General features: G+C 50.0%; 15 protein-coding genes. 1 reads left to right on the top strand and 14 read right to left on the bottom strand.

What is annotated here, in order from left to right; translation table 11 throughout:
* Positions 1-23: 23 nt before the first annotated feature.
* The 3 genes from thiI to H6750_10430 are packed head-to-tail and all read right to left on the bottom strand — an operon-like array spanning position 24 to position 2,826.
* Positions 24-1,226 (bottom strand): tRNA 4-thiouridine(8) synthase ThiI, encoded by a 1,203-nt coding sequence (thiI, locus tag H6750_10440; GenBank protein MCB9774726.1) that lies wholly within the window; start codon positions 1,224-1,226, stop codon positions 24-26.
* Positions 1,226-2,146 (bottom strand): thioredoxin-disulfide reductase, encoded by a 921-nt coding sequence (gene trxB, locus H6750_10435; protein ID MCB9774725.1) that lies wholly within the window; start codon positions 2,144-2,146, stop codon positions 1,226-1,228. Before trxB ends, thiI begins: the two co-directional genes overlap by 1 nt.
* Before the next feature lie 41 nt (positions 2,147-2,187).
* A complete protein-coding gene (locus tag H6750_10430) occupies positions 2,188-2,826 on the bottom strand; it encodes a dephospho-CoA kinase (GenBank protein MCB9774724.1) in 639 nt (212 codons plus the stop codon).
* A gap of 152 nt (positions 2,827-2,978) precedes the next feature.
* Here H6750_10430 and H6750_10425 point away from each other — a divergent pair, with 152 nt between their 5' ends.
* A complete protein-coding gene (locus tag H6750_10425) occupies positions 2,979-4,043 on the top strand; it encodes a right-handed parallel beta-helix repeat-containing protein (protein MCB9774723.1) in 1,065 nt (354 codons plus the stop codon).
* A gap of 283 nt (positions 4,044-4,326) precedes the next feature.
* Here the strand turns inward: H6750_10425 and H6750_10420 are convergent, their stop codons facing one another.
* The 11 genes from H6750_10420 to H6750_10370 are packed head-to-tail and all read right to left on the bottom strand — an operon-like array spanning position 4,327 to position 15,307.
* Positions 4,327-5,073: a clan AA aspartic protease gene (locus H6750_10420; protein MCB9774722.1), complete on the bottom strand. Its 747-nt coding sequence runs from the start codon at positions 5,071-5,073 to the stop codon at positions 4,327-4,329.
* Positions 5,074-5,120: 47 nt separating this feature from the next.
* Entirely contained in the window at positions 5,121-5,717 is a 597-nt protein-coding gene (locus H6750_10415; protein MCB9774721.1) for a hypothetical protein, read from the bottom strand.
* Entirely contained in the window at positions 5,717-6,289 is a 573-nt protein-coding gene (locus tag H6750_10410) for a hypothetical protein (protein MCB9774720.1), read from the bottom strand. The genes H6750_10415 and H6750_10410 overlap by 1 nt, the downstream gene beginning before the upstream one ends.
* A complete protein-coding gene (locus H6750_10405) occupies positions 6,286-6,897 on the bottom strand; it encodes a PilN domain-containing protein (GenBank protein ID MCB9774719.1) in 612 nt (203 codons plus the stop codon). Before H6750_10405 ends, H6750_10410 begins: the two co-directional genes overlap by 4 nt.
* The gene (locus tag H6750_10400; protein MCB9774718.1) at positions 6,897-8,084 is read right to left on the bottom strand and encodes a hypothetical protein; all 1,188 of its coding nucleotides are present in this window, start codon (positions 8,082-8,084) and stop codon (positions 6,897-6,899) included. Before H6750_10400 ends, H6750_10405 begins: the two co-directional genes overlap by 1 nt.
* Entirely contained in the window at positions 8,084-9,811 is a 1,728-nt protein-coding gene (locus tag H6750_10395; GenBank protein ID MCB9774717.1) for a type II/IV secretion system protein, read from the bottom strand. The genes H6750_10400 and H6750_10395 overlap by 1 nt, the downstream gene beginning before the upstream one ends.
* 30 nt (positions 9,812-9,841) lie before the next feature.
* Positions 9,842-11,047, bottom strand: a complete 1,206-nt coding sequence (locus tag H6750_10390) for a type II secretion system F family protein (protein MCB9774716.1) — start codon at positions 11,045-11,047, stop codon at positions 9,842-9,844.
* Complete coding sequence (locus H6750_10385) at positions 11,047-11,979, bottom strand: LysM peptidoglycan-binding domain-containing protein (GenBank protein MCB9774715.1); 933 nt, start codon at positions 11,977-11,979, stop codon at positions 11,047-11,049. Before H6750_10385 ends, H6750_10390 begins: the two co-directional genes overlap by 1 nt.
* Positions 11,980-11,986: 7 nt before the next feature.
* Complete coding sequence (locus H6750_10380; protein ID MCB9774714.1) at positions 11,987-12,388, bottom strand: prepilin-type N-terminal cleavage/methylation domain-containing protein; 402 nt, start codon at positions 12,386-12,388, stop codon at positions 11,987-11,989.
* Positions 12,388-12,927 (bottom strand): type II secretion system protein, encoded by a 540-nt coding sequence (locus tag H6750_10375; GenBank protein ID MCB9774713.1) that lies wholly within the window; start codon positions 12,925-12,927, stop codon positions 12,388-12,390. Before H6750_10375 ends, H6750_10380 begins: the two co-directional genes overlap by 1 nt.
* Positions 12,905-15,307, bottom strand: a complete 2,403-nt coding sequence (locus H6750_10370) for a tetratricopeptide repeat protein (GenBank protein ID MCB9774712.1) — start codon at positions 15,305-15,307, stop codon at positions 12,905-12,907. The genes H6750_10375 and H6750_10370 overlap by 23 nt, the downstream gene beginning before the upstream one ends.
* Positions 15,308-15,549: the final 242 nt, after the last annotated feature.

The following is a 15,549-nucleotide window of genomic DNA, read 5'->3' as shown; positions in this document are numbered from 1 at the left end:
GTTTGAACCTCTGAAACAGCATTCTACTGTGGTGCCCTCCGATCCATCCGTTCTGCATGAGAGAAGGTGACCAATTCTTTCCCTTCCAGGCTTTGCTGGACCAGCTGCGGAATATCGAGGGCTTGCTCGACTTGGAAGATATGGGGTAGCTGGCATCGTGTTTGTGGATGTTTTGGGACAAAGAGGGTGCAGCAGTCTTGGTCAGGTTCGATGGAGGTCTCGAACGATCCCAGCGCTTGAGCCTGTTGCGTGATTTCCAGCTTATCCATTCCGATGAGGGGACGAAGAATGGGAAGTGATGTGGCTTCGTTAATGACAGAAATATTTTCCGGCGTTTGGGATGCGACCTGACCCAGGCTGTCCCCGGTCGTAAGGGCCCATGCCTCTTCCTGCTCGGCAATTCGTGTGGCGATGCGGAGCATCAAGCGACGGTAAAGCACGACGCGCACGGGTGGTGGTGTGGTGACGACGATTTGGCTTTGAATATCACCAAAGGGAATGAGATGAAGGCGGGAAGACAGTTGATACTTCGTGAGCAACGCGACCTGATCGCGGACTTTTTCCTCAGAAACCCGTGAGAGATATGGTCGACCGTGAAAATGCACAAAGACGGCTTTACAGCCACGTTTCATCATGCGATAGGCTGCCACTGGAGAATCAATGCCTCCGGAAATGAGGCAGATGACTTTCCCGCCGGTTCCCGTCGGTAGGCCCCCGGGTCCGGCATCCCGTTGACAGGAGTAGTAGGCGTAGGGCGGGACTAACTCTACCAAAATCGTCATATCGGGGTGAGAAAGGTTGACTCGTTTGCCGGTATGGTCGGCGACAGCAGCCCCGATTTCTCGTTCCACGTCCATTGAAGTTTTGACAAATCGCTTGTCTGCCCGTTTGGTGCTGACCCGAAAGGTGGCATAAGGATGAGTGGGTAGGTGCGCAATGATCGCGTCTTTGAGAACCGTAAGGTCGGATTGGTCGTAAGCCAATGGCACGGCTCTGGTCAAAGAAAAATTGACGATGCCGAATACGCGCTTGATTTGTTCCTGCAAGCGAGGCCACGCCGCCTCATCCTCGAAGCTCACCCGTATTCGTCCCTGGAGTGCTTCGACATGCACATGTGCCAGGGGTTTCAGTGCTCCCCGCAGATGATGGACCAACCGGTATTCGAAGTGTTTTCGGTTGCCTCCCTTGAGGGCGAGTTCATGATAATGCACTAAGACATGAAGCATTAGTGGAGTGATTCTAGATATTTCTCGGCGTCGATGGCCGCCATGCATCCCGATCCGGCCGCCGTAATGGCCTGCCGATAATGTGAATCCTGCACATCACCTGATGCAAAAACGCCGGGGATGTTGGTGGTAGACCGATTTGGCTGCGTGCGGATGTAGCCTTGCTCGTCCATATCGATGAGTCCGGTAAACAGGCTGGTGTTCGGTGTATGGCCGATGGCAACGAAGACGCCTGCTACCGGTATCTCTTCAACCTGGTTGGTTTGTACATTGCGAACCCGGATTCCTTTCACGACGTCATCGCCCAGAACCTCTTCAAGAGTACTATTCCATTGAAAGGCGATCTTTTCATTGTTGATGGCCCGGTCCTGCATGATTTTTGATGCGCGCAATTTATCGCGACGATGAACGAGGGTGACTTTTGTCGCGAATTTGGTCAGAAATGTGGCTTCCTCCACAGCGCTATCACCGCCGCCGATGACCGCAATCTCTTTGCCACGAAAAAAGAACCCGTCGCAGGTGGCACATGTCGAGACACCATGACCCATGAGGCGGCTTTCGGAGGGCAGGCCCAGTAAATTGGCCGAGGCCCCGGTCGCAATGATCAGGGTTCGGGTTTCCAGAGTGATCTCGTCGTCAACCGTGATCTGAAAGGGGCGCACCTGGAGATCTACCTTGGTGACATGCCCCTGGCGAAATTGCGTGCCGAACCGTTCGGCTTGGGCCCGCATGTCTTGGATAAGTTGAGGCCCCATGATGCCTTTGGGAAATCCCGGAAAATTTTCTACATCGGTGGTAATGGTTAATTGTCCGCCAGGCTGCGAACCATCAATGAGCAAGGGGGAAAGATTGGCTCGAGCGGTATAGACGGCGGCGGTTAATCCAGCCGGGCCCGATCCCAGAATAATGACGTCATGCACCATGCGTGGACTCCTTACGGTTAGACATGTCGTTGAACGGTCTATGGGGTATTGAGGCTGCGGCGGGCCGTTCGTGACCTCGCCTCACTGACATATGTCCTATACAATGACTGGACCGCATGGCGCAACTGGGTACGTGACCATGTTCCATCCAACACCGCGTCGGCATAGTCGAGTTTGTCACGAAGGGGCATTTGTTGTCTGATCCGCCGGAGGGCTTGGGCCTTGGTCAGCCCATCACGCCGGCAGGCGCGGGCGAGTTGAGTGGCCCGGTCGGTGGTCACCACGATGATATGATCCATACGCCTGTGTGCACCGGCTTCCAATAATAACGCAGCATCATAAATGATAACCGCATGGGGATCTTCGTGTCGCATGCTTTTCACCTGTTTGGCCTGTTCCCGGGCGACACGGGGATGAATGATCGCTTGCAAAACGTGTAATTTCTTAGGGGATTTAAATACGATATCGGCGAGAGCCTGGCGATTAACGGTGTGATCTTCGGCAAGCACTTGTGTCCCGAATTCCTTGACGATATCCCTCCAGGCCGGCTTTCCGGGTTGGACCACGGCTCTGGCCAGTTTGTCGGCGTCAATAATCCTGGCTCCAAGCGATTGAAATATCTTGGCGACGGTCGTTTTTCCTGATGCCAATCCTCCAGTTAACCCGACGACGACCATAGCCAACCATAGCATAGGGGGTTGGGAGCGACAATAAACGAGGGAAAATTTTGGCACCAGCTTGACCCTGCCAAACGCCTTGGGTTATTGACTCGATGAGGGTTCTTTTCTTTGGGTGAGCCGATCGACTGCCAAGAGCCTGATAAGGGAGAATGAACACCGTGAGAGTTCAAGACATGCCGACTATCATTCGACGAGGTCTCTTTTTATGTGCACTGATTTTGTGGGTTCTGGCCGGATTAGCGTTTGCCAATAATGAGGAACCTGCGCCTTCTGAGGCCCTTGTCTCGTCGGTATGGCAGGTTGCCTTGGATGGATCAGGGCATTTTACCTCGATTCAAGAAGCGATTGATCAGGCCGCATCAGGTGATACGATTTTGATTAAACGGGGAGCCTATGCCGAGGATGTTACGGTGCATAGCAAGGAGGGTTTGTCGATTATCGGTGAAGGCATGGACCTGGTCGTTTTGACCGGGAAAAAGCGTGTCGGGACTCTCCATATTGGTAAATGGCCGTATGGGGCAACGAATGTGAGGATTCAAGATCTGTCCGTGATTCAACATGGAGGATTGGGAGTTGGAATTTTTAATGGCCGTGGGGTGCGATTAACACGGATTCGTGTCAATGGAATGGTGTTTAGTCAACAGGTGCAGGATGTTCTTTTGGAAGATTGTGTGATTGGTGAGAGTGAGACCACAGGTGTGGCATTTGCGGATTCTACAGGCACCCTATCCGGCAATCTGATTTACCATAATGATCATGGCGTGGCTATCGGAGGAAACTCTGATGTGACCCTCAAGCAGAATGTCATAACCCGAAGTCTCTATGAAGCCGTGCTAATGACGGATCAGTCCAAAGCCCGGTTGATTCAAAATACCCTCGCTCAGAACGGAGGCGGGGCTGCTTTTCATGACGATGTGCAAGCCGATGTGCAGGGAAATATTATTAGTCAGAGCGCAGTCGGTTTTTTGTTTTTTCCGGGGAGTCACACCACGCTGGGCTTTAACGCCTTGTCAGGTAACCAGGGGGATTATGTCATGACAGGGACTCCACCCATGCCGGCTCCGGAGCGCGCAGGGAAAACTGATGTGAAATTTTCTCCCGGCTTTGTCAGTCCTGAAAATGGAGATTTTCGTCTTCAGTCCGATTCTTCCATGATCCAGGTTGGCGCCTTTCCATATTTAGGGGCTCTGCCTCCGATTTCTTCCAACCCATAATTTCCATTTCCATTCTGTCTTTCCAAGTGTCTGCGGCCTTCGCTTCGAGAGGTCTCAGGGCATGACCGGACGAGTATTTTTCAATGCTCAATGAATTCTCTCCGGTTGGGTTTTTCTCCAAAGCGTGAATGAGAAGACGGAATATTAAAACCTTCAAGAGTCCTCTCTGTGGTGGGACGAGGTTGGCGCAGGAATCCATGAACTGGCACTCCCTTGCCTCGCACCAACGCCATGCCACACAGATCCAAGGATTCTGAACATCCCGAACAGACAGCGTTTTTGATTAAGGCTTTTGCTTGGGACGGAGAATCAATTGAGCATGCTCCGCATCCAGCGTAACGAGAAAGTGTTTAAGGAAGGACATGCCGAGAAGGCCCTCGATGTGCTCAGGAATATCCGGAAGATCATGAAGGGCTACGGCGACATTGGTGGCCCGTGCGGTTCCAACCGTGATGGAAGAGAGATAATTCATGTTGACTTGGACTGACCCTCCAGCGGTATTGACGGTCAAGAGTTCATTGTCGGTTGTTCCCAGGATTCCGAGATCAATAGCGACCTGAGTCGAGAGGACTGTCATGGAGGCGCCGGTATCCACAATGAGTTGGGCGAATCGTTCTTGATTCAACAGGACAGGAACGACAAATGATCCTCCACTTTTGGTGAGGGGTATGGTGATTTCCTGATTAACAAGTCTGTCCTGCTCTTCCTCATTCAGGGAGGACACACGGGTAGAAATCTGGGTGTCAGGAGGTGGTTGGTCGGGAATAGACATGGGGGTGGCTTGAAGCGTGGCAGTCGTGGATGACGATTGATTGCTAAGAGATGAGCTTTGTGATGGCAATCGTGTGCAGTTAAAGAGTTGGGCTGGATTGTCTGTTAAAACGCGTGTTCCGGATTCATCAAAACAGTCATACGTCGCGGAATGCCCTGGAGACTCCAATAAAGCACTGTGCAGCATCACTGCGGCCAGGCACCATAAGGTGGTGTGCTGAGAAAGTCTAAGAAATAAAACACGGCAACATTCATACATAATGGGAAAGGATACCAAGATGCGGGGGGGAAACGCTATGAAGGAGATTATCCGCTGGTATCGGGTGTTAAAGGAATGGTGGCCTGCACATGCGAGCCGGTTTCCAACACCTCGGTGGATAGGACCACGGTTTCTGGTTCGATCTTGTGTACCTGCACGCGACCTTCCAACATCTCTCCCTGTTTGACGATATAGATGGCCTGCCCATTGGTGAGAAAGGCCTGGCTTTCACCCCCTTTGGTTAAATATCCCAGGAACCGGAATTGGTTAAGTTGTTCTCTGGCCCGTTGCCCTGCAAGATCGGCCATAGAGGGACCTGGGGGTGGGGGTGGGGGGGGAGCCGGGGAGAACGTTGTTTTGGGAGGGTGAATAGTGGGGGCCTTGTCTATTTTTTTTTGGTGGGCGACCTGGGACATGCCTAAAGGTGCAAAGATATTGCGGGGTAAAGAGAATTTTGCGGTTTGGCGCGGATTAGAAAATGTTGGATCTAACTCCAGATCTTTAATCGGGGGAAGTGAAACTCCTGACGTGGCAGAGGAAAGTAGGGGATCTGTTGGCGTCGAATCCCACATTTGGAAGATCGTCACCATTCCCCAGGCCAATAATAAGCCTCCTAACACCAGCCATTTTCGTTGATTCGTCATTAGGTTTTTGTTTTTTTAACCGGTTCAGGGAATTCTTTCAGAAAGGTGGAGACCTTCAGCTTAAAGATGACCCCTTTCTGTTTTTTAGATGTTTCAACGGAAAGTTTTTCGATAAAGAGATAGGGCCAGCGTTGCTCCAGTTCGAAAATGAATTTTCGAATAGCTTCATAGGGGCCTGCGGCTTCAAACGCAAATGTGCCTTTCGTGGCCAGTTTATGGGGGAGGGGTTTGAAGTCGTATCCCATGCCAGGAATTTGTACGTGATTTTGCTTCGCCAAATCGGCAATGTCCAAACTTAAATCTGTGAATTCAGCGGAATCCGGAAGAGCGTTCCACATGGTGGATAGAATGGTTTGGGTCTGCCTGGCTGTCTGCATGGTGGTCTGGGTATGCAAGGAAGTTTGATTCAGGGCGGTGATGTGTTGAAAACGGTCCTGGGCCGGGTAAAAGATGAAGGCAAACATCCCGACCGATGACAAGCCGGCAAGGACCGTCACGATGAACAACGGGCTTAAATATTTTGAAATCCGGATCGTCGTCTTTGATCCTTGTATGATCTGAAAAGAATTCATCGTTGCGTGGGAACCTTTGCCAGGTGAGAAGTTGGATGTCGGCCATCATAGGTGACGGTGAGCGAAAATACGCTATGTGAGCCACCTTGTTCCTCTTTGGTCGTTTTTGTGGAATGCTGCGATAGCAATACATTCTGAAAGGCTGGGTGCTTCTCTAAATGGTGAAGGAGTCGATTGAGGTCGGGTAAAGATGCGGCCGAACCTTGGAGAAGGATTGTGTCGGTTTTTTCATCGAGAGACACCGAGTTCAGGGTGATATCCGAAGGAATGGCTGTTTCCAGATCAGTCAGTAATTGTGTCCAGGAAAATCCCACGCGTTCACGAACCTGTTTCACAAAAGTGATTTTTGACGGAATGCCTCGAATGGCCTGGTGCGAAAGGTCAAGCCCGGCTGCTCTGGCTTGGGCAACCAATTCTTGGTTGGCCGTCTCGACACTGGCTGCTTGGTTTTCCAGGACATCAATCTGTTCATGTAATGAGTTTCCTTCCCACCAGAATGAAGCCGTAAGGGCGAGTGCCCCGGCGGTGAGAAGGGTAAGCCCGACTTGGGACAATTGAAGAAAAGTAATTCCGGGTGCAGATAAATTCCTATGGACACTTGGGATCATTATGCCACCATCAGACTGGCATAGCCTGGTAATGCCGCTTCTTCCTGGTGACTGCTCAACGCCAGGTGTGTATGTAATAGATGAAAATGTGCGGTAGGGGATAGTGAGGTGACTCGAATTTGAGGTTCATGTCCTCCACTGGCCTTAAGGGTCTGTTGAATGTGATCGTGAGGCGGCATAAGGCTCTGCCCAAGGGTCAGATCGGTAGTGAGGAACAGATTCACCGGACAAGATGCTGTGGCAGGAGATGGGGGAAACATCTCGAAATAATATTGCAATGTGGCCAGGATTTCCTTTTCCACCTTCATGGCGGTGTATGAAGGGTAAGGAGTATTGCCGGTGGCGCAATCATGATGTGCGTCAGAAGACGGATCTCCTGAGGATGTCGGACGATAATCTCTGGTCTCCCCGTGCTTCTCGGACTCAGGATCCAGTGAAGGAACTTGAAGATCATGCGCCTCCGTTTTGATGGCCAGAGCTTTCGTGCGAATGAAACGTGGGCTGCCATCCTGAAAGGCCAAGAATGTAAACCCCCAATGACTGATGAAGAGGAACAGGAATGTTGGGGGATGAGAGGTCCAAGAAGAGTTTTCAGCCGTGAGTCTGTCCTGGATGTTGGGGCGGTACAGATCAAAAACATCGAGCCCTGACATTCCTACAGAAGTCGGGATGAGATCTGCCTCTAAGCAGATGTTTTCATATTGTTCAATAATTTCATGGCGAATGGCCGTGCCTAAGACTCTGACATGTTCTGTGGTATCCGGGGAGAGGGAATCCCTGACCGACGTGGGCACATAGAGGCCAAAGGCCAGGCGTGCCTGGGAGGTATCGAGTTTGAGGTCTTGTTGAAAACGCCAATTCACCAATGCCGTCTGCTCCGGTTTTTTTGTGGGAAAGGATGCAAAATCAAAAATGCTCGTCCGGGCGCATATGTCCGGGAGACTGAGAGCGATGGAAATTGGGCGACGATAGGGCTTGGCCAGTGCCTTGAGCTGAGCAAGAACCTCATCGAAATTAGCAATGTTGGGCTTGGTCGAAGAGAGCGTAAGGGACCCCGGGGAGAGCGGGAGTCTGGCGATGTGTCGAAGCGAACTTTTACGCCAATGTTTTTTGATTTCCACCAGGCACAGCCCTTCATCAGAAAGAGAGAGCGCGACGGTGGGTGTCGAGATGGGGAAAAAATGCATTAGATTTCCTCGATCGGAGTCACCCGGTTTATTTCTTTGAGCGTCGTTTCTCCTCGATAGACTTTTTCTAGGGCTGCTTGTCGTAGCGAGCTCATTCCCTGTGCCATGGCGGCCGTGCGAATTTCTGAAATAGATTTCTCGTTTAAAATCATTTCCTTGATGGAGTCGGTCATATCCAAAAATTCTGTAATGGCTTTTCGACCTCGAAAACCTAAACCGTGGCATTCATTGCATCCTTTCCCTTCGAAAAAGGTCAGGTGTTTCACGTCTTCATATTCAATGCCGGATTCCTGGCACTGCTCAGGATGTATCTGAACGGGGATCCGGCAGGTAGGGCAAATGGACCGCACCAGGCGTTGGGCGAGAATACAACTCAAAGAAGCCACAAAATTGTACGACTCAATGCCCATATTCACAAACCGGCTAATGACATCAAAGGCATTATTTGCATGGACGGTGGAAAAAACCAAATGTCCGGTGAGTGCCGATTGAATGGCAATTTGTGCCGTCTCTAAATCCCGTATCTCTCCGACCATGATTTTATCAGGATCGTGCCGCAAAATGGATCGAAGCCCTCTGGCAAATGTGAGCCCCTTTTTTTCATTAACGGGAATTTGAACAATCCCCTTTAATTGATATTCCACGGGATCTTCAATCGTAATAATTTTATCTTCGTCGGAGTGCACCTCATTGATCGCGGCATACAGGGTCGTCGTTTTTCCGCTTCCTGTGGGTCCGGTAACCAGCACCATGCCATAGGGGCGGGTGATGGCTCGCCGGAATCGCCGAAGGTCTTCTCCCGTATACCCAAGGGCTTCCAGGCGTAGCCCTTGAACCCCTGCCGATATGTGCTGTTTATCCAGAATTCTGATGACCACCGATTCTCCGTACACGCTTGGCAATATGGAGACCCGGAAATCAATGGTTCGTTGATTCAGCAGTAACTTGAACCGGCCATCTTGCGGCGTACGACGTTCGGCAATATCGAGTTCCGACATGATTTTGAGCCTCGAAATAAGAGAGGAGTGAATCCCGGTATCAAAAGGATCCATGGCTAAGTAGAGGACGCCGTCAATCCGGAATTTGACCTCCACCGTGCGTTCCGTGGGCTCAATATGAATGTCACTTGCCTGCTTTTGCAGGGCGGTTAAGATAATCGTATTGACTAGTTTGACTACCGGGCTGAGGTCCTTAGTGATTCGTTCAACGGAGAGGATTTCTTCACCTTTCTCGTCTTCTTTAATCAGCACTGGATCCAATTCCGCTTTGATGCGTGTGAGCACCTGGCTGTTGCCTTCGCTATTGCTCAAGGCTTCAACTATAGCCGAGTGAGATGTCACCACTAATCGCAACTCAAAACCCAATTGGTGCTCCAATTCATCGATCATTCGCAGGTCATGTGGTTTTGCCAGTGCGATGGTCAGAATCGGACCTTCTTGTTCAATCGGTACGAATTCATACCGATGCATGAGTTCGACCGGAATGGACTCCATGAGCGGTGAGGGAATACGAAATTCCTTAAGCGTATTCCATGGTAAGCCATATTGATCAGCCAGGACCTGTCCGATCACCTCTTCCGAGTGGGTGCCTCGTTCTATCAGAATGTTGGGAATAGTCTGATTGGTTGATCTGGCCGTTTCGATCAACGTCTCTTTTTCCCGTTCCAGGATGAGCCCCTTTTCTACAAGGAGGTCCTCGAATGGCATGCGTTTAACTGGTGTGCTCATGATCGTTCTCTTGTCGAGATCATTTGGTGGTTACACCGCTCCTGCCATTTGGAAAATAGGAAGATAGAGGGCAATCACCACCCCTCCTAAAATAACGCCAATCAGAATGATGAACACGGGTTCGATCCATGTCATCAGTCGAGATAATTGAAAGTCCAATTCTCCTTCATGAAATTCGGCCACCTCAAAAAGCATGGCTTCAAGTGAACCGGTCGTTTCTCCGACTTCAACCATTTCCAGAGTAAGGCGAGGGAGAAAGTTCTCTTTTTTTAATGCCGCCGAGAGGCTGGTACCTTCACGAACATGAACAATGACTGATTGGAGTGCTTTGGCAAAGACTTTATTAGGCATGGATTTCGCGGTGACTTGCAAGGCTGATAACAACGGGATTCCGCCTCCAAGAATGGTTGACAGCGTTCTGGCTAACCGAATCACTTGATTTTTTAAAAACAAGGGCCCAAGTATCGGAGCATGGAGAAATAGCCAATGAATTTGCCATTGACCTTGAGGGGTATTTTTCCACCAATAGATCACCATTCCCCCAATCCCCATGAAAATCAGCAGTCCGATCATCCATTGAGTGGCGGAATGTGTCAGATCAATTAAGAGCTGGGTGGCCCAGGGCAATTCCACTCGACTTTCTTGATAGACTTCCGCAAATGACGGAAGTACAAAGAATAGCAGCCCCATGGTCACCAGGAGACCAAAGCCCAATAAAAATATAGGGTAAATGGTCGCTTTGACGACTTTTTCCCGAACCCCAATGAGCATTTTTAAATAGGCAATATATCGGCTTAGGACTTCAGGGAGGTTGCCAGCCTGCTCCCCGGCTCGTAAGGAAGCTTGATAGAGTTCCGGAAAGTAGGTTGGGTGATGGGTCATAGCTTCGGAAATGGCCGCTCCTCCACGAATATGCTCCCGAACGGATTGCAGAGCTTGTTGAAACCCCCCCTGGGTATTTCGTTCTGCCAGAAGATCAAAGCACCGCAACATAGGCAATCCGGCTTTAAGCAGGGCTAAAAATTCCTGATTGAAAATCAGGAAATCTCTCAGCGCTAAAGGACGTTGCCGTTTTTTTCGTGAGACGATCTGCCTGGTGCCAGAGCCTGCCAGGTCAAGAACAAGCAGTCCTTGAGCCTCGAGTTGAGAGCGAAGGCTTTGAGATGTTTCGCCGTCCCCTTCAGTTTCAATAATCGTTCCATCCGGACGAGCGGCTTTGTAATGAAACCGGGGCACTAGGGTGACTCAGGTAAATGAGGATTGCCAAGCGAGAGTATATGTTTGGGCTCAGGGGCACTTTCCACACGATTGTCCTGTATGGGAAGGGTTTCCGGTTGTACCGGTTCAGGCAGGTCCTCTTGGATGGCAGGAGAAGCCGGTGGCTCAATTGGATGACTCGAAGTGTTTACTGCATCCGGTTGAGATGCCATCGGGGAGGTGACCTGAAGTTTGAGCCCGGTCATAATCACGTCAGAATTGAGGTCATTCCATTCATGTAATTGGCCAACGGAGACATGATACATTTGGGATAATTTCCAGAGGGAGTCGCCACTTTGAATGACGATGCGTCCTTGGGAGTCCGGCATGCGTCTATCCCCGGAAGAGGATGGGGGTTTGGGGACTGAGAGTTTTGTTTGCAGGGGTTGTCCCTTACCTGAGGATTTGTGAAGTTCCTGTTTAATCAGCGTGATATCAGTGGAAAGCTGTTGCATACTCGCCATAATCTGCTGAAATGATTGGTTAAGGATTTGAATATCCGAAACCAGTTGCGCGGTGTCCGGCATGCTGGCAACCTGGCCTTCAAGTTCCATGTTGTGCTTTCGGAGTCGATCTCGCTCGGCCTGAGTGTCCAGAAGTTCTCCACGAATATGTTGCAGTTCAAGCCCTTGATCCTGTTCCCGATGCTGAATGGATTGCGTATGGCCTCTCAGCGATTGCAGTTCACCCGCTTGTTTGGCCATGAGAATTTTTAATGCGCCTATTTCAGCCCGCAAATTATCATTTTCTGTCCTGGCCTCTTGAAGGAGAACCTGTTGTTGAGAAGTCTTGGAGGCATACTCTATCGAGGAATCGACCGTGACCGGTTTGGTCGGTTTTTGAGCACAGCCGCCTAAAATCAATATGAATGTTCCGCTCAGAATCATGTGTGTCCAATGAGTACGTTTCATTTCCTACCTACCATTCTCTATAGGGAGTGCCATCCAGCGCCCGGTCGTCACTCCCACTTTTAACATCAAATATTCCAGCAGGAGAGTCCTCGCCCTCCTCCTGTTCTTCATAAATTTCGTCCCAGGTGGTCGAGGAGTGGGTAAAAGGATCCACGGGGATGGCTCGAAGATACTTCTCTTCCACCAGGTCCTCTAAGGTCGCCGGATATTCCTTTCTGTCCGCATAATATTGATCAATGACCGCTCGCATTGTGAATAAATTTTGCTTCAAAGCCGCTTCCTTGGCTTTTATTGCCGTGTGTTGAAAAGTGGGAATCGCGATAGAAACCAGAATCCCCACGATTGCGACGACAATCATGAGCTCGAGTAAAGTGTAGCCCTTTTTGCCAATAACTACAAAGTGGGTCATTACCATTCACGATAGGGGGTCCCATCAATTGCCTTTTTTTCACTGGTGGTATAAATGTCAAAGACATCTTCCCCGCACCACCGGGTTTCGTCTGGTTCATCCTGGAAGCACCGAAGCCCCCATTCCGTGGTCTCTGTTATGGGATCAAACGGGATTTTCCGAAGGTACCGTTTAATTTCCGATTGCTCTCCGAGTTGGGCTTTCTCGCCTGTTAATTTCACCTTCAAAAGAGTTTCCAAGGTCTTGGGGTATCCGGTCACCCCCGTGGACTCCTGGCAGGTCGTCACGTTTTCCACGCAGAGTTTTCCAGTACGCACAGTCCCATCTCTCGCCCAATCCTGTTGAAACGCATCAATGGCGGTTCGTACCGTTCGTAAGGTGTGGCGAAGCTCCAACTCTTGCGACCGTTTAATGCTAACTTTCGCAATGGGTAGGGCGACGGAAGCTAAAATGAACATAATGACCAACGTGACAAGGAGTTCGATTAAGGTTACCCCCCTTTGACCAGGTGAGGATTTATTCCACCAACACTCTGCCATGTTCCACCATGACCGGGATAGATTGGCCATTGGCTCCCAAGAACGTTGATTGTTGAATGTGAATGCTTGAGGTCCCCGGCCCGGTGGCTTCGAAAGCCACCGTGGCAAGTGAGCCGGTCCCTTGGACGGCTGTTCCCTCCTGGCCCATCTGAAGAACCAGTTGTCCTAAATGTGGCACGGCTGAAACGGTCATACTTGGAACCATTTGCTGAGATGTCCATACTGTCCCTTCATTGGCCTGCATAAAGGAGAGAACCGCTGGATCATAGGTCAACGTCAGAGAAGTTTTTCCGACTGATGACAGGTTTTGCCCTTGAATGGTGAAGGATATTTGCTCTCCCACTTTCACTGACGCTGCGGTCGGCAGTACCTGCAGGCGAGGCTTATCGGTCACAGACTGCGATGCATCCGCCGAGCCTGGTTCCACAGATGTCGAAATGGGGGCCTTTCCCTCAGTTAATGAGGAATCTTTGGGGAACGCTGCCGATTCAAAAGAATTGGTCAAGTCTGCGGGCAAGTCCTGGGTGTTCAGAAGGGATACTGCCGGGGTGGGTTGTGAAAACATCGGCTTAGTGGTGTACTGATTGGCCGTGCCCGACCAGAGAGTCTGTTTCGCTAATTGCTGAGGTTGGACGTTTCGGACAATATGGGGGGTAATCACCAAAATGACCTCGGTCGTAACTTTTTCTTTATTGGTGTTACTGAGGAGGTCACCAAGAACTGGAACATCATCGACTCCAGGAACGGCATCCCGCGTCTTTGAGTCTTCCTCTGAAATAAGTCCACCGAGCACGACGGTCTCGCCATCCCGCATATTGAGTGCCGTGTCCGCGGTACGGGTCCCAAACTTAAATTGGGTAATTAAAGGAGATACTTGAAGAATTTCCTTGGCTCCTACGCGTGTGACTTCTATTTGCAATCGTAGGGAAATGCTGTTGTTTAAGTGAATGGTCGGCTCTACGGTGAGTTTGATGCCTGTATCCTTAAACTCAATGGAGGTCACCGTTGAAGTCGTGGGTACGGCACCCGTGGCCGCTTGTCCCGGCAAGACATTGGTGGTTGAAAGAAGAATGGGCTGCTTATCTCCGACATTGATGGAGGCCTTTTGATTATTGAGTACCCTGAGCTTAGGAGAAGCCAGGGTTTTAGCCTGGGATTCCTGTTTGAAAAAATTCAGTAACACACTGCTGGGAAAACGAAACAGATAAGAGCTTTGACCAATGCTCGTGAGTTCTTGGAATGTCCATGATGTTGCAAGTGTTTCAAAGGTTCCTTTTATAGGTTTAGTCGGATCCTTTGAATCGAAATTTGGCGGAAAAACTCCAAAGCCGGCTTCTTTGGCAAACTGTAAACCCAGGTTTTGTGTGTCTTTGCGGTTAACTTCCAAGACTTCCACTTCAAACAGGACTTCCGAGTCGCTACGATCATTGGCCAGGATAATCTGTTCTGCCAGGGTGACTTTGGCCGGTTCGTCCCGGATGACCACCGTATTCAAGGGCTCGTTCACATAGACGCGCTTGGTTTCCAGAATCGTCCGGAGTAGATTCGCGATATCTTTGGCTTTGGCATTGGAGAGATAAAATGTGCGAATTTGCAGGTCATCATATTGCTCCCGTTTTTGCTTGGTATCCGGGATGACCAAAAGTCGATCTGGACCCACGCGCTTGGCAAACAGTTGATTGGTGGTCAAGATGAGATTTAAGGCTTCATCAAACGGCGTGTCTTTGGTAAAAATGGTGACCAGGTCATCTCGCACATCCTTATCGAATAAAATATCGATGTTGGCGGTTCTTGCTAAAATTTCAAAGACCTGTTTGAGTCGGGTATTCTGAAACCGAAGCGTTACCGGTTCTGCTGAGCCACCGATGGCTTGAGTCGTTTTCTGCAATTGAACCACTCTGGTGATGCCTTCAACAGCTTCCGACAGGGAAGGATCCAATTCCACGGCTGATTCATAGAGCGCCATGGCTTCGTCGTATCGGCCAAGGCCTTCCATGTTGTTGGCATCCAAAAATGTTTGATGAGCAGACTTTAAGCGCCAGACATCGTTGAGGGCCGTATGGTGTTCTTTGTTTTGTGGATCCAGCCCCACAGCTATTTGAAATTCCTGAAGGGCTTCGCCCATTTTCCGCTCTTTCAACATTTGTCTTCCACGGGAGAAATGTTGATTCGCCGCACGTATTTTCACCGCTTTGTATTTTTCATCAATTTCTTTATTGAAGGGGTCTTTTTTTAGGGCATCCCGATAAGCCGCTATGGCCCCATCAAAATCGCCCTTTTGTTCAAGTTCATCTCCAAGCTGGGCTTCACGAAGAGTGCAGGACATTAAAAGCATTATTGAGAACGTGGCCAACACGCAAAACGTATTCAATTTCAGCATTAGAACCTTCGCTATATTTAATGAGAATGACGGGGGGGTAAGACAGCAGAAATCAAAAGTCCTCCTGACCATAGCACATCTGTCAAGTTCGAGCTAGAGATACCTGCTCGTTTCTTTAAGCTTCTCTAGTTTCTGTATCGGATATCTCTCCGTCAATATTGAGCCTGAAAGCTTTGTTAGAAAATACAGGGGGTGTTTAGTTAGGCCTTAATGAGCCGGGGAAGGTTATTATGCGCTTCTTG

This window comes from Nitrospiraceae bacterium (assembly GCA_020632595.1).
Classification (GTDB): domain Bacteria; phylum Nitrospirota; class Nitrospiria; order Nitrospirales; family UBA8639; genus Nitrospira_E.
Note: the sequence above shows the minus strand (reverse complement) of the source record. Positions and strands in the feature narration are given on the sequence as shown.